This is a genomic window from Novosphingobium profundi, assembly GCF_018491765.1.
GTDB lineage: Bacteria > Pseudomonadota > Alphaproteobacteria > Sphingomonadales > Sphingomonadaceae > Novosphingobium > Novosphingobium profundi.
In genome coordinates this window covers 110898-132653 of record NZ_JABWCU010000014.1, presented here as the reverse complement: position 1 = coordinate 132653, position 21756 = coordinate 110898, and the positions used below count along the sequence as shown (strand labels likewise).

10 protein-coding genes and 1 riboswitch are annotated in these 21756 nt (G+C 67.8%); of the genes, 5 read left to right on the top strand and 5 right to left on the bottom strand.

Going from position 1 to position 21756, the window contains the following annotated elements; genetic code table 11:
* Positions 1 to 147: 147 nt before the first annotated feature.
* Together HT136_RS17070 and HT136_RS17065 are read left to right on the top strand one after the other, a co-directional pair.
* Entirely contained in the window at positions 148 to 1575 is a 1428-nt protein-coding gene (locus HT136_RS17070) for a sigma-54-dependent transcriptional regulator (RefSeq protein WP_343222225.1), read from the top strand.
* A gap of 74 nt (positions 1576 to 1649) precedes the next feature.
* The gene (locus HT136_RS17065) at positions 1650 to 5162 is read left to right on the top strand and encodes a PAS domain-containing protein (RefSeq protein WP_214201014.1); all 3513 of its coding nucleotides are present in this window, start codon (positions 1650 to 1652) and stop codon (positions 5160 to 5162) included.
* Between the two features lie 282 nt (positions 5163 to 5444).
* Here HT136_RS17065 and HT136_RS17060 read toward each other — a convergent pair whose 3' ends face one another.
* Positions 5445 to 7079 (bottom strand): family 43 glycosylhydrolase, encoded by a 1635-nt coding sequence (locus HT136_RS17060; RefSeq protein WP_214201013.1) that lies wholly within the window; start codon positions 7077 to 7079, stop codon positions 5445 to 5447.
* A gap of 315 nt (positions 7080 to 7394) precedes the next feature.
* Positions 7395 to 7472, top strand: a riboswitch (Fluoride riboswitch).
* A 24-nt stretch (positions 7473 to 7496) separates the two neighbouring features.
* Here HT136_RS17060 and HT136_RS17055 point away from each other — a divergent pair.
* Positions 7497 to 8870, top strand: coding sequence for a voltage-gated chloride channel family protein (locus HT136_RS17055; protein ID WP_214201012.1), 1374 nt, complete (start codon positions 7497 to 7499; stop codon positions 8868 to 8870).
* Here HT136_RS17055 and HT136_RS17050 read toward each other — a convergent pair.
* Positions 8867 to 9781 carry a LysR family transcriptional regulator gene (locus HT136_RS17050; RefSeq protein ID WP_214201011.1) on the bottom strand — a complete coding sequence of 305 codons (915 nt, stop codon included), beginning with the start codon at positions 9779 to 9781 and terminating at the stop codon, positions 8867 to 8869. The two genes, HT136_RS17055 and HT136_RS17050, sit on opposite strands and share 4 nt — an antisense overlap.
* Before the next feature lie 98 nt (positions 9782 to 9879).
* On the opposite strand from HT136_RS17050, the gene HT136_RS17045 reads away from it, so the two are divergent.
* Positions 9880 to 10749 (top strand): oxidoreductase, encoded by an 870-nt coding sequence (locus HT136_RS17045; protein WP_214201010.1) that lies wholly within the window; start codon positions 9880 to 9882, stop codon positions 10747 to 10749.
* 7 nt (positions 10750 to 10756) lie between these two features.
* Here the strand turns inward: HT136_RS17045 and HT136_RS17040 are convergent, their stop codons facing one another.
* The 3 genes from HT136_RS17040 to HT136_RS17030 all read right to left on the bottom strand — a co-directional run bounded on the left by HT136_RS17040 (position 10757) and on the right by HT136_RS17030 (position 19590).
* Positions 10757 to 15937: a beta strand repeat-containing protein gene (locus tag HT136_RS17040; protein ID WP_214201009.1), complete on the bottom strand. Its 5181-nt coding sequence runs from the start codon at positions 15935 to 15937 to the stop codon at positions 10757 to 10759.
* Between the two features lie 81 nt (positions 15938 to 16018).
* The gene (locus HT136_RS17035; RefSeq protein WP_214201008.1) at positions 16019 to 17782 is read right to left on the bottom strand and encodes a ShlB/FhaC/HecB family hemolysin secretion/activation protein; all 1764 of its coding nucleotides are present in this window, start codon (positions 17780 to 17782) and stop codon (positions 16019 to 16021) included.
* Between the two features lie 602 nt (positions 17783 to 18384).
* Positions 18385 to 19590: an SGNH/GDSL hydrolase family protein gene (locus HT136_RS17030; RefSeq protein ID WP_214201007.1), complete on the bottom strand. Its 1206-nt coding sequence runs from the start codon at positions 19588 to 19590 to the stop codon at positions 18385 to 18387.
* Positions 19591 to 19905: 315 nt separating this feature from the next.
* Between HT136_RS17030 and HT136_RS17025 the strand changes: the two genes are divergently transcribed.
* Entirely contained in the window at positions 19906 to 21639 is a 1734-nt protein-coding gene (locus HT136_RS17025) for a HAMP domain-containing methyl-accepting chemotaxis protein (RefSeq protein WP_246543811.1), read from the top strand.
* Positions 21640 to 21756 lie beyond the last annotated feature (117 nt).

Below are 21756 nucleotides of genomic sequence, written 5' to 3'. Positions count from 1 at the left end.
TCGCAGGAAGCCGTGTCGTCATGGATCTTCCGGTCCGGTTCTGCTTCCAGCCTGGAAGCCGGCCGCAACAGGCCGGTTCGAGCCTGGCCCGCGGACCCGTCGGGCAAGCGCCAGTCGCGACGCCCCTTGCGCCGGGAGATCGCACGCGTGAACAAGAACCGTGTTCTGGTCGTCGAGGATACGCCTTCGCTGGCGCTGGCCTACGCCCAGCAACTCGAAGCCGCCGGATTCACCGCGCAAGTGGCCGAGACCGGCGCCGCCGCGCGCGCGCTGCTGCTCTCGGGCGTCGCGTTCGATGCGGTGCTGCTCGATCTGCAATTGCCCGATTGCGACGGGCTCGACCTGCTCGCCGATCTATCGGGCATCACCGAGGTCACCAAGGTCATCGTCGCCACGGCCGACGGATCGATCGACCGGGCCGTCCAGGCGACCCGGCTCGGCGCCTACGATTTCCTCGTCAAGCCGATCAAGCCGGCGCGCCTGCTCACCACGCTGCGCAACGCGACACAGCACGCCGTACTCGAACGCAAGGCCGCGCGTGAGCGCCAGGACAGCGCCCGCGCCCGCTTCCATGGCTTCGTGGGGGCTTCGGCGGGCATGCATGCGGTCTACCGCGCAATCGAGAACGTCGCCCAGTCGCGCGCGACCGTCTTCATCACCGGCGAAAGCGGCACCGGCAAGGAAGTGGCCGCCGAGGCGATCCACCTCTCGGGGCCGCGCGCGGGCAAGCCCTTCGTCGCGGTCAATTGCGGGGCGATCCCCGAGGCCCTGCTCGAAAGCGAGCTGTTCGGCCACCGCAAGGGCGCCTTCACCGGCGCGATCGACAACAACCCCGGCGCCGCGCGCGCGGCCAGCGGGGGCACGCTGTTCCTCGACGAACTGTGCGAGATGGACATCAAGCTGCAGGTCAAGCTCCTGCGATTCCTGCAGACCGGGCAGGTCCAGCCGGTCGGCGCGACCCAGCCCGAGGCGGTCGACGTGCGCGTGATCTGCGCGACCAACCGCGATCCGCTCGAGGAAGTCGCGCAAGGCCGCTTTCGCGAGGACCTCTACTACCGTCTTGCAGTCATCCCGCTGCATCTGCCCCCCTTGCGCGATCGCGGCGAGGACGTCGAACTGATCGCGCGCGAATTCCTGCGCCGGTTCATCGAGGAGGAGGGCAAGCGTTCGGGGCGCTTCGATGCCCAGGCGCTGGAGCTCCTGCGCCGTCACCCCTGGCCGGGCAACGTGCGCGAGTTGCAGAACACCGTGCGGCGCAGTGCGGTGATGCACGCCGGTCCTCTCTACCCCCTCGACGTCGCCGGCCCGATCCAGCCCCCCCGCACCGATGCCGCGCCCTCGCCCCTGCCCTCCTCCGATGCCGCGCAGATTGCCAACGATCCCCACGCCACCCGCCTGGTCAATCTGTCGGGGCTGACGCTCGACGAGATCGAGCGCCTGGCGATCGAACAGGCCATCGAGGAAGCGCAAGGCAACTTGCCCCAGGCCGCGCGCAACCTCGGGGTCAGCCCCTCCACGCTCTACCGCAAGCGCGAGCGGTGGCAGGGCCATGGCGGACCGGTCGCGGCGACGTGACCGCCCGCGCCATGACCGCCCCTGCCCCTGCCGCCACGCCAAGGGACCACTGACCGCTGGAACGCATTCTCGCCTTGCCCGAAACCGCCCGCGACAATCGCCTGTCGTGGCGCCTGGCCATGGTGCTTTATGTGGCGGCGACGGCCTCCCTCGGCTTTCTGCTGATCCGGATCGACCCCCGGTTCGAGGCCATCTGGCTCACCAATGCCGGCGTTCTCGCCGCGATCCTCGTCGTCCACCCCCGCAAGCGCCGAGGACTGCTGGCGCTCGCCTTCCTCACCCTGTTCCTGTGCGCGTTCGCGTTTGATGGCTCGGTGACGAAGGCATTGGCGCTGGCGCTTGTCAACCTGAGCGAGGTCGCGATTGCCTGCCGGCTGATCGAGCTTCCGCCGGGCCGCCGGGTCGATCTCACCAACTTGCGCGGCCTCGCACAGTTTCTCGTTGCCACGATGGGTCCCGCGCCGATGGTGTCCGCCGCGGCGATCAGCGTGTTCCGGCTCGCCGCGGGCGAAGGCAAGATCCTGCAACGGGCGATCGAATGGCAACTCGCCCATGCGCTGGGGTATTGCGTGATCGTGCCGCTGGCGCTGGCAGCCTACAGCCGCCTTGTCCTGCGCGGCGAGGTGCTTCGCATCGACGTCGTCGAAACGCTCTTTTACGGCGCGGTCCTGCTGGCCATGTCGGCGATCGTCTTCGCGCAGCCGCTACCGCTGATCTACCTGCTCGTCCCGGTCCTGTGTCTTTCGGTGTTCCGCACCGGCCTTCTCGGCGCGAGCATGGGCGCCCTGATCGTGGCGGTGGTGGCCGCGCTGCTGACCGTGGCCGGCCTCGGCCCGATCGCGGCGGCGCAGGACGAGCCCTCGACACGCGTCCTCCTCCTCCAGCTGTTCATCGCCAGCTGCGTGCTGACCGTGCTGCCGATCGCCATCATCCTGAGCGAGCGCAACCGCCTGACCGCTATTCTGCTGGGAAGCGAGAAGCGCTTTCGCGAACTGGCCGAAACCGCCCCGATCGCGATCTGCACGATCAATCCCGACCGGCACATCGTCTACGCCAACCGGGGCATGGCGCGGATGTCGGGCCGTTCGATCGACGAACTGCAGGGCGAACGCCTCGGCGTGCGTCTGCCCGAGGACGCGCGCCATGCCATCGAGGCCGCGCTCGACGAAAGTCGCGCCTCCGGCCATGCCGCCAATGTCCCCATCCGCATCGATGACTACCGCGGCGAAGGCGAACGCTGGTTCCAGGTCCGATTTGCCCCGCTCAGCGGACTCGACGGCGACGATGCCGGGTGGGTCTGCGCCTCGACCGACGTCTCGCAGCTTCGCCTTTCCGAACTCCGGCTCGAAGCGCAGGAGCGCGAGTTGCGGCTGCTGGCCGACAACCTCAAGGACCTGATCTGCCGCATCGACCGGCACGGGGTCATCGCCTACGCCTCGCAAGCCAGCGCCCGCATGTTCGACGTGGCCGCGGACGATCTGGTCGGCCAGTCGCTGTTCGCCTGCATCCATCCCGCCGACCGCGCGCCCGTCGGCCAGGCGATCGCCGACCTTGCCAGCGGCTCGCGGGCCGAGACGCGCACCTTTCGCTGGAGCCGCGGCGCAGCCGAGATCTGGGTCGAGGCGGTCTTTCGCGCGGTGGCGATGGAGGGCGAGGCCCCCCAGTTCGTCGTCGCCATCCGCGACGTCAGCGAGCGCAAGGCGGCCGAAGCCGCGATCCTGGCGTCCAACGTCCAGTTGAGCGAGACCAACCGCCTGCTCCAGATGGCCGAGGACCTCGCCCTCGTCGGGCACTGGCATTTCGCGGCCCCGACGAACAGCGCCACGTGGTCGCGCTCGGTCCTTGCCATGCACGGTCTCGACACGCGCCACCCGCCCGCCCTGGACGAATACCTCGATGCCCTTGCCCCGCGCGATGCGGCCAGGCTGCGCGCCGCGATACGCGCCACACTCGAACATGGCGGTGGCTTCGAGAGGACGATCCGGACACGCAGCGGCCACCGCGGGGTCCGGATACTCGAGGTTCGCGGCACGGCCGAGCTTGACAGCGACGGGCGCATCTGCGGCGTCTTCGGGGTATGCCAGGACGTGACCGAGCCGATGAAGGTCCAGGAAGACCTTCGCCGGGCGCGCGACGCCGCGATGAGTGCGGTCGAGACGCGCTCGCGCTTCCTGGCCGTCATGAGCCACGAGATCCGCACGCCCATGACCGGTGTTCTCGCGACGTTCGAGCTGCTGGCCCGGCACCGCGACAGCATCGTCTGGCCGATCGCGGACATGCCGCGCCTGATCGAGGCGACGCAGGCGCACGCCCGCACCTTGATGACCATGCTCGACAACATCCTCGACTATGCCAAGCTCGAAGCCGGCAAGGAGGAGCTCGATTCGCGCGTCTTCGATCCCGGCATCGTCATGGCCGACACGGTAGACCTGTTCCGGTCCCGGGCCGAGGCGAAGGGCGTGGCGCTGGAGATCGAGGAACCCGACGAATTCACGGTGGTCGGCGACCCCGGCCGCGTGCACCAGATTCTCGCCAATCTCGTCAGCAACGCGGTCAAGTTCACCGAGAAGGGCGCGGTCGTGGTGCGCTGCGAACACCCACCCGGGGCCGACAGCTATCGGCTGCAGGTGGCCGACAACGGCATCGGCATCGCGCCCCAGGCACTGAAGCGGATTCTCGATCCCTTCGCCCAGGCCGACAATTCGACCAACCGCCGGTTCGGCGGCACGGGCCTCGGCCTCTCGATCGTCCACGAACTGGTCGAGCTGATGGGAGGCACCTTGTCCATCGAGAGCGCGCCGGGGGAAGGTAGCGTGTTCCGTGTCGACCTGCCGCTCCACGCCGACCGCACAGCACCTGCTGTTCCGGCATCGAAGCTTCCCGCCATGACCATGCCTCCCGGCCTACGGGTCCTTGTCGTCGACGACACGGCGGCGACACGGCTCGCCGCCCAGGCCCAGTTGAGCGCGCTTGGCTGCGCGGTCGAAGGGGTAGCCGGTGGATCCGAGGCCATAGATGCGCTGATCGCAGCCCCCTTCGACCTGGTCCTGGTCGACAGCGCCATGCCAGGCCTCGACGGCGCCGAGACGATACGCCTTCTGCGCAAGTTGCCGGGCGCCAAGGGGAATGTCCCGGTCCTGGGCTTCACGGCGTATTCGAAGGGCGAACGACAGGACGATCTGCTCGCGGCCGGAGCCTGTGCGATCCTGACCAAGCCCTTCAATGAGGACATGATCCGGGCCGCCATCGCGCACGCGCTCGACTGGGTGCCGGACGAAGCGCCACCGGACGACGCGCCAAACGAATTTCTCATGGCCTTCCCGCCCGATGTCCAGCAACGCCTGCTGGCCCAGTGCCGGCACGACCTTGCGCGCTTCCTCGCCGAATTCGCCCGCCCTGATCAGGACCTGGCGGCAAGATTGGCAATCGTTCATTCCATCAAGGGCGTCGCCGGCACATTTGGCTACGATGCGATCCACCAACTATGCGAACTCTACGAAGGGCTTGCCAGGATCGCCCCACCATCCGAGCGCGTTCACGACGAACTTTGCCATGCCATTGAAAAATCGATGACACAGCCCGTCTGAAACGGGATCGAAATGGCCGCATCTCTTCTCGGCGAGCCCCCCGTTACGCGTTCGCGCCTGTGGACTTGGGCGAAGAGGACAACCCGAAAATGCATGGCCCCTGCGCTTCGGGATTCGCTAGCCATCCGCGAATGACAGCTTTTCCCAAGGAGCCGGTCGCCCGAACCTCATGCGCGCGGCCTGGCGGGTGTGGTTGGACGTCTCTGCGAGCGTCGCGATCGCCGGCCAAGTCGTTGCCAAGGTTCACCCGCACCGCAACGCGCCTAGCGATCGTGCCGCGGATCATGCCGGGTTTCCGTTTCCAAACGCGCGATAGCGATAGTCGCGAAAATGCGCGGTGCCCTTGCCGCTGGCGAACAGGGCCGGTCGCAGGCTGGAAAGATCGTCCATGGTGTTGGCGTTGTAACCGGACACTTCGCTGCGCACACCATGACGCACCCAGTCTTCGCCGGGTACCCGGTGGTACATGGTCACGATGTTGCGATCGTTGACGATGCGCAAGTCCACCTTGAGGCTCGGTGTGACGGGTTCCTGCCAGTAACTGGCCTTGCCGCCGCGATAGCTCACCATGCGTTTGCCGTCGCAGCCCAGACCCAGGAACATGCGGTCGTCGAAGAACAGCAGCAGCCCGGCCTCGACCGTGCCGTCCAGTTCGAGGGAGACGGTGCATTCGTAGGCGTGATCGCCGACGAGGTGCGTCAACGGTGAACAATCCTGCGGGCCCCTTCCCTTGGCCGCGAGTTCCAGCTTGCCGCCGCTAATGCGGGCGCGTTCGCTTTCGCCCGGCGCCTGGTTGTAGAAACGCCAGCGGGTGCCGAGCGAGGGAACGGTGAAGTCGTCGGACCAGGCGATGCCGTTCGGGCCGGCTTGGCCGCCGCGGGGGGAAGGCAGAGGTTGCGAGAGATCGCCCCCCTTGGCGCGTGGCCAGTCGTCCGCATCCCAAGTGATCGGTTCCAAGAGGGTCTGGCGCCCCAGCGTGTAGTAGCCCTTCTCGTACCCGTGATAGACCGCCCACCAGTCGCCGCCGGGCCCCTCCAGGAACGTGGCGTGCCCGCGCGAGAGCCACTTGTCCTGCGGGTTCCAGGTGTGGACGATCGGGTTGTGGGGGCAGTCCTGCCATGGGCCGTTGATCGAGCGCGATCGCGCGATTGCCACCATATGCCCGGTCGGCGGCCCCGCGGTGCCGCCCACGGCCGTCACGAGGTAGAACCAATCGCCGCGGCGGAACAACTTGGGGCCTTCCAGCGAATAGGCTTCGGTCACCCAGTCCTCGGGATATTTCCAGCCGTCATAGACGTTTTCGACCGGGCCATCCGTCGCCAGACCGTCGTCGGTCAGGCGCACGCGGTTGACACCGCTCAGGAAAAGATAGCGCTTGCCGTCCTCGCCAACGGCATGGCCGGGATCGATCAGGCCGCTGATGCCCAGGTCGATCGGGTCGCTCCATGGGCCGCCAATGGCATCGGCATGGATCACGTAGATATTGGCGAAGCTCTTGAGTCCCTTGGACCATGGCGCGGCCATGAACGGGATGTAGATGAAGTAGCGACCATCGTGCTTGACGAGGTCGACCGCGAAGACCGTGCCCAGAGGCTTCTCCAGCGCGGGGCCGACCGGCGACCAGTTGACGAGGTCGCGCGAGTGCCAGATCAGCAGGCCGGGTGCCGCTTCGAACGAGGAGTGCGTGAGGTAGTAATCCTCCCCGTCCTTGAGAATCGACGGGTCCGGGTAGTCACCGGCCAGGATCGGGTTGAGATAGGTGCCGTTCCCCTGGTCGGCCCGCCGTTGGCCCTCGATCCCCGCCAGACCTTGCGGGGGACTGGGCAGGGCAGGTGCCGAATCTGCGAACAACGTCGTGCCGACAACAGCCCCTGCGCCAAATGTTGCCGTAGCCAGCAGGTTGCGGCGGTCCATCATCTTCGCAGATCTCCCATGCCGGTTGCAGATCGCAACTCGATAAATTAGAATATTGGTTCTAACATCGGCTCGGCGCGATTGGCAAGGTGCGCAAATGCGCAAGGAGAAATTGGGTTCAGAAGCAAGGATAGCGTCCGCTGAGCGACGTGCTTGGGCCGGCAACCGCCGGTGCGCCGATCCGACGGAAAATGGCAGGTATCCCCGTTCGGTAGCCGAGACCTGCCGGTTTCGACATGGCGCCTTTGCACACGAGATGCGCGGTTCCTGCTGCATCGCACAAAAGCCATTGACCGGTTCGGGTCGGTGCGACATAGGCCCGTCCACGGCGATGGATTTCCGCCGGGCCATTCGGGCCGAACCGCCCTTGCACGGGACGATGATTCCTACCTGGCGCCGCAAGGCAGCAAAGGAGGAATCGTGCGCGCGACGTTTCACAATCTGTTCGAACAGTTCAACTTCGTGGCCGTGGCACGCGACCGGCGCCAGCACGCGTTCTGCGTGCTGCGCTGGACGCTTATCCTGGTGCCGATGGCGGTGCTCGTCGGCACGCTCTGCGCGGCCTTCCTGTGGGGGCTCGAGGCTGCGACCCGCGCCCGCTTCGACCATCCCTGGCTGCTCTACCTCCTCCCCGCAGGCGGCGCGCTGGTCGCCTGGTTCTACCACCGCCTGGGCCGCTCGGTGGAAGCGGGCAACAACCTCATCGTCGAGCAGATCCACGAGCCGGGCGGCGGCATCCCGCTGCGCATGGCCCCGCTCGTCTTTGCCGGCACGATCATCACCCACCTGCTGGGCGGATCGGCCGGGCGCGAGGGGACGGCGGTGCAGCTTGGCGGAAGCCTTGCCAGTGCCTTCGCACGGGGGCTGCGGCTCGATACGCAGGGCGTGCGCATCCTTCTCATGGCCGGCGTTGCGGCAGGCTTCGGCGCGGTCTTCGGGACGCCGCTGGCCGGGGCCGTCTTCGCGCTCGAGGTGCTTGCGCTTGGCCGCGTCGAATATGCCGGGATCATGCCCTGCCTGCTGGCCGCGCTCGTCGGTGACTGGACCTGCCACGCCTGGGGCATCCACCATACCCCCTACCACATCACGTTCGCGGCAATGCAATCCCGCGCGCTTTTCGACGAGCCGCTGCTGCTCGGCAAGGTCGCCCTCGCCGGGGTCGCCTTCGGCCTGGCCGGGCTCGCCTTCGCCGAGGCCAACCACGCGCTCGGCGGCCTGCTCAAGCGCCTCGTCCCCTACGGCCCGGCCCGCGCCGCGCTGGGCGGCGTGCTGGTGATCGGGCTGGTCTGGGCGCTGGGCACGCGCGCCTATCTCGGCCTGGGCGTCTGGTCCGCGATTCCGGGCGATCCCACCATCAGTGGCTTCTTCACCGGACCGGTCGACTATGGGAGCTGGGCGCTCAAGCTGCTGTTCACCGCGGTGACGCTGAGCGCCGGCTACAAGGGTGGCGAAGTCACGCCGCTGTTCTTCATCGGCGCGGCACTCGGCAATGCGCTGGGGGGCCTCCTGGGCGCCCCGCTCGACCTCTTTGCCGCGCTGGGCTTCGTCGCGGTCTTCGCAGGTGCCGCCAATACACCGCTTGCCTGCACGATCATGGGAATCGAACTGTTCGGCGCGGACCACGCCGTCCCCATCGCGCTCGCCTGCTTCATCGCCTATCTCTGTTCGGGCCACAACGGCATCTACCTCTCGCAGCGCATCGCCGTTCCCAAGCGGGCGACCCCGGGGCGAGAGGTGGCCGCCACCTTGCGCGAGGCCCGCAGCGCGCGCGCGCAACGCGCGATCGACAGCTAGACCACCCGACCCGATGCGCCCCCGCGCGTGAAGTCCACGAAGGCCCGAAGCGGCGGGGGCAACTGGCGCCGTCCTGAATAGTAGAGCATGGGGCCCGAGAACGGCGCCGACCAATCCTCGAGAATCGTCTCGAGCGCGCCGCTGTTCACGTGCGGGGCGAGCCAGTCCTCGAACAGGGCGACGATCCCGAGGCCCGCGAGCGCGGCCTCGACCAACAGATCGCACGCCGAACCGGGCTGGACGAGAAGTGGCCCCGGCGGATCGATGCGCAGGACCTCGCCGTCCTTCTCGAATTCCCAGGTCGCCGGAGCACCGCTGGCAAAGCGCAGCCGCAGGCAGGCGTGGTCGAGCAAGTCACCCGGGTGGCGTGGCCGTCCGCGCGCGGCGAGATAGGCGGGCGAGGCCGCGGTCAGGATGCGCTGCTGGCGGGGACCGATCGGCAAGGCGATCATGTCCTGCTCGAGCCGTTCCTCGTAACGGATGCCGGCATCGGCGCCCGAAGCCAGGATATCGACGAAGCTGTCCTCCACGGTCACTTCGACCCGGACATGGGGATGGGCCTGGAGGAATTCCGGAAGGATCGTAGGCAGGACGGTGCGGGCGACGTTGGCGGGCACGTTCAGGCGCAGCGTTCCCGCCGGCTCGTCGGTCCGCGCTTCGAGCGCCTCGAGCGCGGCGTCGATCTCGCCGAGCGCGGGCGTCAGCCGGGCGTAGAGCCGTGCGCCCGCCTCGGTGAGCGAAACGCTGCGCGTGCTGCGGTGGAGCAGGCGGACGCCCAGCCGCGCCTCGAGCCGCCGCAAGGCCTCGCTGAGCCCCGAAGCCGAGCCGCCTGCCACCCGTGCGGCCTCGCGAAAGCCGCCCGCGCGGGCCACGGCCACGAAAGCGCGAAGATCGTCGAGGTCCATCGTCATTGTCCCAAATCCCGAACAGCCCGTCCTGATCTGGAAGACTTATCGAACATCGATGCGAAGTCCATATCGCGCCCAGACAATCTCAGGAGACAGGACAAATGGTCGATCTATCCCAGGCTGGAACCTTTCCGCTCGCCGGACGCACCGTGAACCGGATGGGCTATGGCGCGATGCAACTGGCCGGCCCCGGCGTGTTCGGGCCGCCGCGCGACCGCGTCGAGGCGCTCGCGGTGCTGCGCGCGGCGGTGGAAGCGGGGGTCAACCACATCGACACCAGCGACTTCTATGGTCCCCACGTCACCAACCAGATCCTGCGCGAGGCGCTCCACCCCTATCCCGACGATTTGCTGATCGTGACCAAGGTCGGCGCGGTGCGCGGACAGGACGGCGCCTGGCTCGCGGCGCAAAGCCCCGAGGATCTGACCCGCGCGGTGCACGACAACTTGCGCAACCTTGGACTCGAGCGGCTCGACCTCGTCAATTTGCGGTTGATGGGCGATATCCACGAGCCGAGCGAAGGGCCGCTCGACGAACAGTTCGCGACGCTGGCACGGCTGCGCGACGAAGGGCTCATCGGCCACCTCGGCCTCAGCAACGTTACCCCGGCGCAAGTGCGCCAGGCGCAGGCGATCGCCCCGGTGGCCTGCGTGCAGAACCAGTACAACCTGGTCCATCGCGCCGACGACGCACTCGTCGACGACCTGGCCCTTCAGGGGATCGCCTATGTGCCTTTCTTCCCGCTGGGCGGGTTCAGCCCGATCCAGTCGGACGCGCTCTCGGCGATCGCGGGGGAACTTGCGGTCAGTCCGATGCAGCTTGCGCTCGCCTGGCTGCTTGCCCGTTCGCCGAACCTGCTGCTCATCCCCGGCACCTCGCGCCGAGCGCACCTGTTCGAAAATCTCGCCGCGGCCGAACTCGCGCTGACGGCCGAGACGCGCGCGCGCCTCGACCGTATCGCCGCCGCCTGAGCGGGCCTCAACGGCAGCTCGCTCCGCTTCCGACGCCCCCTTCGCGACCATAGTGGAGCGAACCGCAACCCGGCGCGGCTTCGTCACCCGGCTCGCTGCGGGCGCCCTCGAGCCAAAGGTCCGCCGGGGCAAGCCGTCCCGCCCCCTTGAGCGAGATCTGGAACAGCGGGAGGAAGGCGGCCGCGCCTCCCGGCGCGATCTCCGGCGCGATCTCCGGCTCGGGGGCGGGTTCGGGGGCAGGTTCGGGAGTGGGCTCGGGAATGGGCTCGGAGGCGACCGGATCGATCGTCAGCGAGCCATCGACATAGCGGATCGCGTAGTTCGACAGACCCGTACCGCTCGCCTGCGAGAGGCTGTCGACGTAAGTCCCCGCCTCGACCCCGCTGGCCAGACCCGACACGCTCTCGACACCGTCCGAGCCGAGCAGGCCGCTGACCGAATAGGCATTCGTGTGAAGCGCCCCGTCGTAAGTCGTACGGGTCGTAGCGCCGGTGATCGTGAGCGCCGCCGGGTCGATCGCCAGCGCGCCGTTCACGTAGGTGATCGTGTAGTTCGACAGCCCCGTGCCCGAGGCGCCCGACAGCGCATCGACGTAACTCCCCACAGCGCTGCCTTCGGCCAGGCCCATGACCGAAGCCACGCTGTCCGCGCCCAAGAGGCCGGTGACCGTGTAGCCATTGGCCTGCGCGAAGGCGGTATAGGTGCTCTGCGAGGTATTCCCGGTGATCGTCAGCGCCGCCGGATCGATCGTCAGCCCGCCGTTCACGTAGGTGATCGTGTAGTTCGACAGGCCCGTGCCCGAGGCGCCCGACAGCGCATCGGCGTAACTCCCCACAGCGGTGCCCCCGGCCAGGCCCGCGACCGAGGCCACGCTGTCCGCGCCCAAGAGGCCGGTGACCGTGTAGCCATTGGCCTGCGCGAAAGCGGTGTAGGTGCTCTGCGAGGTATTCCCGGTGATCGTCAACGCCGCCGGCGTGATCGTGAGCGATCCATCGACATAGGTGATCGTGTAATTGCCAAGTCCGGTCCCCGTGGCATCGCCCAGGATCTGGGCATAAGTGCCGACATCCGTCCCTTGCGCAGTCCCGGTCACGCTATCCACGCTGTCCGAACCGAGCAGGCCCGAAACGGTGGTGCTGCCCAGCGTCTGCGCAAGGCCTGTGTAGGTTGAGCTGGCGCTGGCGCCGGTGATCCTCAGCGAGGCCGGCGTGATCGTCAGCGTGCCCTGAGTGACGATGTCGTAGCCCAGCTGCGAGGAATAGAGCCCGCCGACCCCTGCGGTATAGGTCCCCACGTTGGTGCACGAAACATCGCCGCCGGTGCACGAATAGGACGCGGTGCCATAGATCAGCGAGCTGTCGAGCGCCGAGCCGTCGAGCGCGTGCAGGGTCAGCGAGGAGGACCGGTCGGTGCTGTCGTAGACGACCGTGCTGCTCGGCGTCGCCGTGGTCAGGAAGGCCTTGAGCAGGGGCCCGGTATAGCCCTCGTAGAGCCGCCAGGTCAGATCCTGCCCGCCCACCGTATCGACGTTCGAAGCCCCCTCGTCGGTAGTGAACTGGCTCCAGGCCGAGGCCTTGTAGGCGTAGTAGCTCTCGGCGGCATCGGCCGGGTCCGAACTGACGGATGCTACGTTCTGGGCCGCCCAGGTATTACCGAAGGCACTGGCCTGGCCCGTGGCATAGCTGTCCCAATAGCTGTTCGCGATCGTGCCCCAGTTATAGCCGGTCAGCCCGCCAACGACCGAGCTCCCGGTCACGGCACCGATCGCATAGGCCTGGTTGATCGTCCCATCGCTGTAGCCGGCCAGGCCTCCGATACTACTGTAACCCGTCACAGTTACATCGGCATAGACATTTCGGATCGCCCCACCGAGGTTGACACCAACCAGGCCGCCCACATAGTACGAACTGCTCGATACCTCGCCCGTCGCGAAAGCCTCGCTTATCGTGCCCTCGTTCCAGCCTGCCAGTGCTCCGCTGTATTCGCCCGAAGCCGTGATCCGGGCATCGACGATCCCCACAGCGGTGATGTTCGCGGCCGAACCGGCCATGCCGAAAAGACCGGTATAGTCCGAGGAACGCACGATGGTGAGATGGGAGAGGACATGCCCGTCGCCATCGAAGCGTCCATTAAAGCCGGCGTAATTGTTGAGCACCGGGCCATCGGCATCGGTGCCGAGCGGGATGAAACCCGCACCGCTCCACATGCCCGCATAGCTCGCGCTGTCGCCGCTTGTGACCGCGCCGGTCTCGGACAAGTCGATATCGTTGGCCAGGACATAGCTTTGCGAGAGCGTCGTCGACGTCGCGTTGATCAGCTGGAGCTGGTGCGCGTTGGTGATCGTGGCGACCCCGTCGACGACCTCGGCCTGCTCCCAGCTGCCCATCGGGCGCACGCCATCCAGGAACACCCAGTCGGCGCTGTCGAAGTTGCCATAGGCCGAAGCGCTGAAGGCGTAGTTCGAGGCCCCCCTCTGGCCGGGATCGGACGTCACCGCGCTGACGTTGGTCAAGGTGCCCGATCCCGCGTAGTACGAACCGCTCGCGCCGGTCGAATAGCTGTCCCAGTAGCTGTCCGTGATCGTGCCGGCATTATTATAGCCGATCAGGCCTCCCGCGCGGGTCGCGTCGACGAAGCCGGTGGCGTAGGACGAGACGATCGTACCACCGTTGTTGTAGCCGATGAGCCCTCCGGTGTAGCCGTTGCTTTTGGCGCTCCCGGTGGCATAGCTCAGGGTGATCGTGCCGGTTCTGTTGTTGCCGACGAGGCCGCCGGCCTGGTCGCTGCCGGTCACGCTGCCTGTCGCGTAACTCTGGGTGATCGCGCCATTGGTGTTGTAGCCCACCAGTCCGCCGGCCACACTGGAAGCGCTGTAGACAACGCCGGTCGCATAGCTTTCGCCGATCGAACCGGAATCGAGATAGCCGACCAGGCCACCGGTGTAGTTGCTCGTGCTGGTGACGGTCCCCGTCGCATGGCTCCGGCTGATCGTGCCGCCGGATGAATAGCCCAGGAGCCCGCCAACGCTCGAGTTGCCCGAGACGGCACCGGTTGCATAGCTTGCGCTGATCGTGCTGCTGCCGGCGTCCTCGCCGACAAGGCCGCCGACATGGTCGACCCCGGTGACCACGCCGGTCGCGTAGCTCTCGCTGATCGTCGCACCCAGGGTCGCGCCGATCAGGCCGCCGATTTCGTCGTCGCTGCCGGTAACCGAACCGGTAGCGTAGCTTCGCGTGACCGTGCCACCATAGGACCCGCCCACGAGGCCGCCAACGCCCAAGCCGCCCGTTACCGTGGCATTCGAGAAACTGTCCTCGATCGTCGCCTGGTTGTTATAGCCCACGAGGCCGCCCACGCCGATGGATCCGGACACCGCGCCCGTCACGTAAGTCTGGCGGATCGAGGCTGCGCTGAATCCGGCCAGCGCCCCGACATAGCTGCCCGTCGTCCCGACCGAAGCGTCGACGAGGCCCAGCGACGCAATCGTAGAGGACGCCGAGGCATAGCCGAACAGCCCGATATAGTCGCTGGTAGAGGCAATCGTGAGGTCCGAGATCGTGTGGCCAAGGCCCAGCAGGCTGCCCGAGAAAGTGCCCGAGCCACTACCGATCGGGGCAAAGCCCGTACCGTCGTTCCAGCTTGCCGTCGCGCTGGCATCGATAGCGCTGCCCAGCACGTAGTATCCGGCCAGGTCGCCCTGGATACCCTGGAGATCGCGGCCCGTGGTCGAGCCTTCCTCACCCAGCGAGGTCAGGATCGTGTAGTCCTGCCCGTTGAGACTGAACGACCCGGTCGAGGCGAGGTTGAGCACGCCGGTGAAGCCGCCCGACCCCAGCCCGAAATTGAGCGAACCGCTGTCCGACCCCGTACCGTCAAGAGCGGTGTCGCCCACGATCGCGGCGAAACCGGCCGTGCCGCTGGCGGTCATCACCGCGTTGATGTCGACGTCGCCATAGGCATCGAGCGTGAGCGTGTTCGCGCTCCAGGTCACGGCGTCGTCGATCGTGATGGTGCCCGTGCTCCCGCTCGCGCCCTGGCTCGAGAGGATCGTCACGTTGGAACTCGCCAGCTGGCTGGACAACGCGTCTCCGGTCAAATCGCCGCCCGAGGCAGCGACCGTGAAGTCGGTGGGATCGATGAGCCAGGTCCCGGTCGTCCCGTTCGCGGCGAGCGTGGAGACGGCAATGCCCGAAAGATCGACGTGCTCGCCCGAAGTCTCGATGAAACCGCCGTTGCCGCCAGCGCCCGTCGCCTGCGCGGAAAGCGTGCCGCTCACCGTCACGGTACCCGCCATGCTGGCCGTGTCCGCGCCGCCGATCAGGTGGATCGTGCCGGCATCGCCGACGGCGCTGTCGGCGTTGATCGTGCCCGACATATTGATGACGTTGCGCACCGCGTCCTTCAGCACGGCGGCCTTCAGCACGACCGCGCCGCCGGTCACGACGATGGTCCCGCTATTGTCGAGCAGCGCGCCCTCGCCCGTCACCAGCGCACTGGGAACCGCGACCTGCAGGAAGTTGTCGCCGTTGAGGTCGAGCGCGATCTGTTCGCCCGAACCCATCGCCAGCTTGCCGAGCGGTACGCGGATCGTACCGCTGTTCGCCACCGCGCCGCCCAGAAGCGCGACGAAGGCACCCGAGCCCGCCGAGATCGTGCCCGCGTTCGAAACCTTGCGGGAGGCACCCGAACCGGTGAACGCGAGCTTGCCCGCAAGGAAGTCCTCATCGGCGATGTCGAGCGTGGAGGCGACGAAGTTGCCCCCGGTTTGCACCGTGCCGCTCGAAGTGATCGCGATGCCGTTGGGATTGACGAGGTAAACCGAGCCGGTCGCGGTGATCGCCCCGGCGATGGTCGAGGCGGTGTCGCCGGTCACGCGGTTGAGCGTCGCCGCACCGCTGCCCGGCTGCGCGAAAATGACGCTCGCGCCCTGCCCCACCGAGAAGCTGTCCCAGTTGATGATGGCCTTGTCGCTGGTCTGGGTGATGCGCGTCGCCGTGCCGGTGGTGGCGATGCTGGCCGAACCTGCCGCAACCGTGCCGCCGGTCGGCAGCGTCTGTGCGCGCGCCGACGGGGCAAGGCCCAGCAGCGCGACGAGCGCCGCCGGAGCCAGGGTGCTTGAGGCCAGCCAGCGGCCGCGACGGGCCCGGGCGGATGCGAGGCAAAGCGAAGTGCGGATGGAAACCGTCATGTCATTCATTCCCTGTCAGCGGCGGCCACCGGCGCATGTCCCATGCCGGCCGGGCCCTTTATTTCCGCGAATTGTCCTGTCTCAGAAGCGAAGCGTCGCGGTGACGTTGATGCGATCGACCCGGTCGAGCGCGGCGCGCTCCGACAGGCCGCGCGCGTATTCGACCCCGATCTCGACCCGCTGCGCCAGCGTCGAGCGCAATCCCGCGCCGAGGTTGAAGGCGCTGATGTGCTTGTCCTCGAGAGCGGTGGGCTGCGCGATCGAGCCCAGGCCGAAGGCGGCAAAGACATAAGGCGAGAGATAGGGAACCAGGCCCTGTCCCGCGCCCAGCGGCACCGCCGCGCTCGCCTCCTCGCGTACCACGAAGCCGCTGTCGGTCGCCGTCTGCCCGCCGACATAGGCAGAGAGGCCATCGGCCCCCTCCAGCGTTAGCTGTTCGGCGCGGAACAGGGGCGAACCCAGGCCGGTCTGCCCGCGCAAGGTGAAGGCCAGCATCGTCGTCCGGCTCGGGCGGAAGCTGGCACCAAGCGCGGCGTCGATCCTGGTGAAGTCGTTGGCCGCTCCGAGCCGCGAGAAGGGAACCCCGGCCGCCGTCGCTTCGCCCAGGCTGATCGCACCGAGGTCACCCAGGCCCTGGCTGAGCTGGACGCGCACGCCATAGCGCGCGCCCGAAGCGGTCAGCCGGCTCCAAGTGCCCGCAAGCCGCGCGGCGTAGTAGCGGTCGTGGCTAAGGTCCGTGGCGAATTCGGGCGCCCTGTTCGCCTCGTCGATCTGTTCGAAGGCCAGCGTCACGCCCGCCTGTTCGCGCCGCAGCCGCACGAGCGAGGCGTTGCCGCGCAGGCTGATGCGGCGCAGCGTGCCCACCGTATAGAGCATGCCCGCATCGCCCCCGGGCGCAGTGCGCGCGAAGGTGACCTCGGGATTGACGCTGAAGCGCCCGTCGCCGAAGGGAAGCATGAAGCCGCCGCCCACGACGCGGGCGCGCGCGTGATCATCGAAAAAGCGATCGACGCGCTTGTCGCTCGACGCAAAGCCGTAGATCTGTTCGCCAAGGCCGAAGGCGGAATTGACCGCAAGGCTCAGCGTCGCCCCCCAGCTCCCGAGCGAGGAATCGAACGGATTGCCGACACCCAGGCTGCCCGTGACGAGCGCCTGGTCGCCTTCGAGCACGAGCCGGGCGCCGCCCGGTTCATCACCGCGCATGATCGTCGAGCGCAGGCGGATGCCCGGCAGGTCGCTGGTCCGCATGAGCGCGGTCTCGATCGCGTTCATCGTCAGGTGGCGGCGTCCCACCAGCGCACCGGCGCGCGCCAGCGCCGGTTGCCGAATGCGCGCGGGAAGGGCGTCGACGTCGACCGTCTCGATAAATCCGTCGGTAACGACGAGACGCAGCGAGCCGCCGTCACGCAAGTCCTGCGGCGGGACCGAGACACGCGCCAGGACATATCCGGCGCGCGCGTGGATCGCCTCGATCTCGGAAGCCAGGGCATAGATCTCGGCCAGCGACACGCGGCGGCCCTCGAGCCGCGCCGTCGCCTGCTTCACCGGCTCGGCGACTTCGGGAAAGCTGCCTTCGATCGCGATGTCGCCCAGCGTGACGGCCATGGTCTCGGCCCCCACAGGCGGCTGCAACGCCCCGGTTTCGGGAATCTTGACCCGGAATCCCTCGTCCCCGGTCCTGGGCGCAAGCGTGTCCGGCGTGATCGCCACCGGCGAGACCGCGGGCGCGGCGGGCACCTGTTCGGCCAGCGCCGGGCTGGCGAGCGACAGGACCGCAAGGACCAGCGGACTGGAGCCGAGAGCCAGAACACGGCCGGAGGGACAACGCGAAATCGAAAGCGGCATCGGGAATTTCTCTCAAGGTCGGCCCACGCGGGGCCTCATTCGTTGACGGACACGACCATGCAGCGCGCACGAGCGCCGGCATTGCGGGGGCAACCCGCAAGGCGAAGTCGAATGGGAAAGCGGGAAAGCGGCGTTCCGGCATCGCGGCCGGAGCTGCGGTCAGTGGCCCGGAATCAGGGGCGGCACCTGCAAGGCTGCACAAAAAGGGAGACCTCTATCGTCCCCTCCTGTTCCAAAGCATCGCGTGCTCCATCCCCTGCGGTGCGGCACGCCCCCTGCGTCCCGCCACCCGCCTCCTCCCCATATAGGCGGATGACGCCGGCCCCTGCGGACAGCGAAAACAAAATGATCACCCTATTTCCAGCCCCCCCCCCCCGGCCGTGCCGGAGGGCGATCCCGGCCCGCTTTCTTATCCGGCCAACGTCCAGCACCGGGGCGACAACAGGCGCTTCGTACCAGGCCTGCCCGCGCAGGCCCTTCCGAAGGCCAACGCGCCCTTTCCCGCCCCCGGAAGGAAGCGGGACCTCGCTCCCCACATGGATTGATGCCGACATTCGGACGCCGCGTGGCCGCAAGCGGTAGCGAATGTCGGAATCGGACCGCTAGCGGGCGGTGAAAAGCGACAGGTCGAGCGCGCGGGCCATCGCCTCATAGCCCTTGTCGTTGCCGTGCAGGTGATCGCCCGAATGAAGATCCGCGCGGATACGCTGCGGGTCGGCCGGGTCGGCCAGCGCGGTGTCGAAGCGCACGATCGCATCGAAGGCCCCGCTCGAAAGAATCCACGCGTTGATCGCCGCGCGCACGGCCTCGCCCTGTTCGGACCAGTATCCCGATCCCTTGTAGGGCGCGATCGGTGAGGCGATTACCTTGATGCCGTGCGCGTGGGCGCGCGCGACGAGCTGGAGATAGCCCGCCTTCATGGCTTCGACGCTGACCGGCGGGCCTTTCGCGTCGGGCCCCGTCGACATGCCGATGTCGTTCACGCCTTCGAACAGCACGAGGTACTTCACGCCGGGCAGGCTCAGCACGTCGGCGTCGAAACGGCTGAGCGCAGCATCGCCCATCCCCGGCGCGAGCACGCGGTTGCCCGAGATGCCGGCATTGGCGAGCGCCCAGGGCTTGCCCGCCGCATGAAGCCGACGCGCCAACGCATCCGGCCAGCGCGCGTCCTTGCCCGAGCTCGAACCGTAGCCATCGGTGATCGAGTCTCCGAAGGCGACGATCGTGCCCAGCGCCCTGGACGAATCGATCTCCACGCCCTCGACGAACGCGCGCACCTGTCTGGTGTCGGCCGGGGTAAAGGCTTTGCCCACGAAATTGCCCGGCGGCGAGACGCTCAGTGGCTCGAGGCCGAGCGAATGACACGTGCAGGTGCCCGTGTCCTCGGGCAGGAAGAATTCGATCTTCAGGCGGGCAAGGTCGGGCACCGCAAGGTCGACCGCGTCGCTGAGAAACGATGCCCCGCTCGGGATCCGGGCACTTGCCCGTCCGGCGAAGGTGAGGGCCCGCGCGGTGCCGGGCAGCTCGCGCCCCGCATCATCCACGCGCACGATGCGCGCCGAACCGATCTCCAGCGGTTTCGCGCCGTAACGGTTGGTGAAGCGCACCCGCACCTTCCCTCCCCCGTGCGAGATGCGCACCAGCTGCGTAAGCGTGACATTCGCGAAGGCCGCCGCCGGAGAAGCCGATTGGGGATTTGGCGCGGCCTGCCAGCTTTCCACCCAGCGCGCTTGCGCCGACGGCGCTCCGACTCCCACAATCGCCATCGCGGCAAGCAGAACGGGTGGCAATTTCGCGATCGACGTCATGCGAATAGGATCTCCGATCAAAGGGTTGCCCGAGGAACCCGGGCCTGCCCCGCCATGATGCACGAATGCGCAGGCGTTCGGAAACGACTTGTTCGTCCCACCTGCCGGAACGAACGAAAGCCCGTTCCAACCGCCCTCGCCTCACGTCACGCCGCGTACCCTCCGAACCACCCCCGGCCGCTTCCAGAAGCGCGGCAAACGGCGAGATTCCCCCCTGACAAAAGTGCCGCGCGGCCCCGCCCCTCTATAATGACGCGGGCTCTACTTAAGCCCTTGTTGGGAGGCTTTTGCATAATGTTAAGACTATTCAATGACTTGAAACTATCACGCAAGATGATGACCGCCTTCGGCATCATCGCCCTCTTCATGGTCGGCGTCGCGGGCTCGGGCATTTACGTGATGTCGCAGCTCGGCAGCATCGCCACCAACCACGTCGAGCGTGGCATCGCCGGGACCGAGGCGCTCGGCCGGTTGATGAGCCATATCCGCGAACACCGCATCATCATCATGGCCGACCTTTTCGTGCGCACCGCCGAGGACCACCAGAAGTACGCCGAGCGCTACGTCAAGAACAAGGAAGGCGTCGCCAAGGCGCTTGCCGACTACGCGCCGCTCGCACAGGAACTCACCCCGCAGCTCGATGCGCTCAAGGGCACGCTCGAGACGCTCGAGATGACGAACGCCAACGTCATGTCGATGGCACGCCAGGGCCGCTACGACGAAGCGCTCGCCTATTCGCGCAAGGAGGGCAAGGAAGCTTCGCACGATGCGCTCGATGGCGTCGAGGCGCTGCTCGTCGCCCACCGCGACCGCGCCAATGCTGCCAACGAGCGGGGCAAGACTTTCGCCGCCAACGCCTTCTGGGCCGTGCTGGTACTCTCGATCCTGGCGCTCTGCGGACTGGTCGCGATCTGGTACCTCGTCGCGCGCACGGTCTCCCAGCCCATGGCCGAACTCGCCCATGCCACCACCACCCTTGCCGAAGGTGGCGATGCAGCCGTGCCCCATCGCGACCGCGCCGACGAACTGGGCGAAGTGGCGCAGGCGGTCGAGATGTTCCGCATGGCCGCGGTCAACCGCGCCGAGGCCGACCGGCGTGCTACCGAGGCGCAGCGCGTCATCACCTCCACCTTGCGCGAGGGCCTCGAGCAGCTCAGCAAGGGTGACCTCACCGCGCGCATCGAGGCCGACTATCCCGCCGACTACGCCGAGCTCAAGACCAACTTCAACGAGGCGCTCACCAGCCTGCGCGGGTTGATCGGCTCGGTGACCGAGAGCGCGGCGGCAATCCGCACCGGCTCGGGCGAAATCGCCCAGGCTTCCGAGGACCTCGCCCGTCGCACCGAAGCCAACGCCGCCAGCCTCGAGCAGACTGCGGCCGCCGTCACCCAGATGGACGGACGCCTCAAGGCCACCGCACAGGCCGCCGGACGCACCGTCTCGCGCGCCGACGGCGCGATCACCACGGTGCGCAACGGCCGCTCGATCGCCGAAGAGACGGTCCAGGCCATGTCGCGCGTCGCGGAAGGGGCCAAGGGCATCGACAGCGTGATCGAGGGCCTCGACAAGATCGCCTTCCAGACCCGGGTCCTCGCCATGAACGCGGCGGTCGAGGCGGGCCGCGCGGGTGAGGCAGGGCGCGGCTTCGCGGTCGTCGCCGATCTCGTCTCGGCGCTCGCGATGCGCTCGGAGGAAGAGGCCTCGCGCGCCCGCGAGCAGCTTACCGTGACGCAGAACGACATCCACGCCGCGGTCGGCATGGTCGAACGCGTCGACGGCGCGCTTGCGGAGATCTCGCAGGACGTCGCGCAAGTGCACGAACTGCTGGGGCAGATGGCCGCCGACAACCAGGCCCAGTCCACCGCGATCGGCCAGATCAGCGTGGCGGTGGGCACGATGGACCAGTCGACCCAGCAGAACGCGGCGATGGTCGAGCAGACCTCGGCCGCCGCGCGCAACCTCTCGAGCGAGGTGACCACGCTCGCCGAACAGGCGGCCCAGTTCCGCACCGGTTCGGCCATGCAGGCACGCTACCTCTCGGCCGCCTGAGCCTGCCCTCCGCCAAAGCCCCCCATCCGATTCGTCACCGGCGCTCCCCAGGCAGCGCCGGTGACGGGTCCGGAACCGGGACGCCGCGTCCCGCGACGGGATCGGGGGCTCAACCGT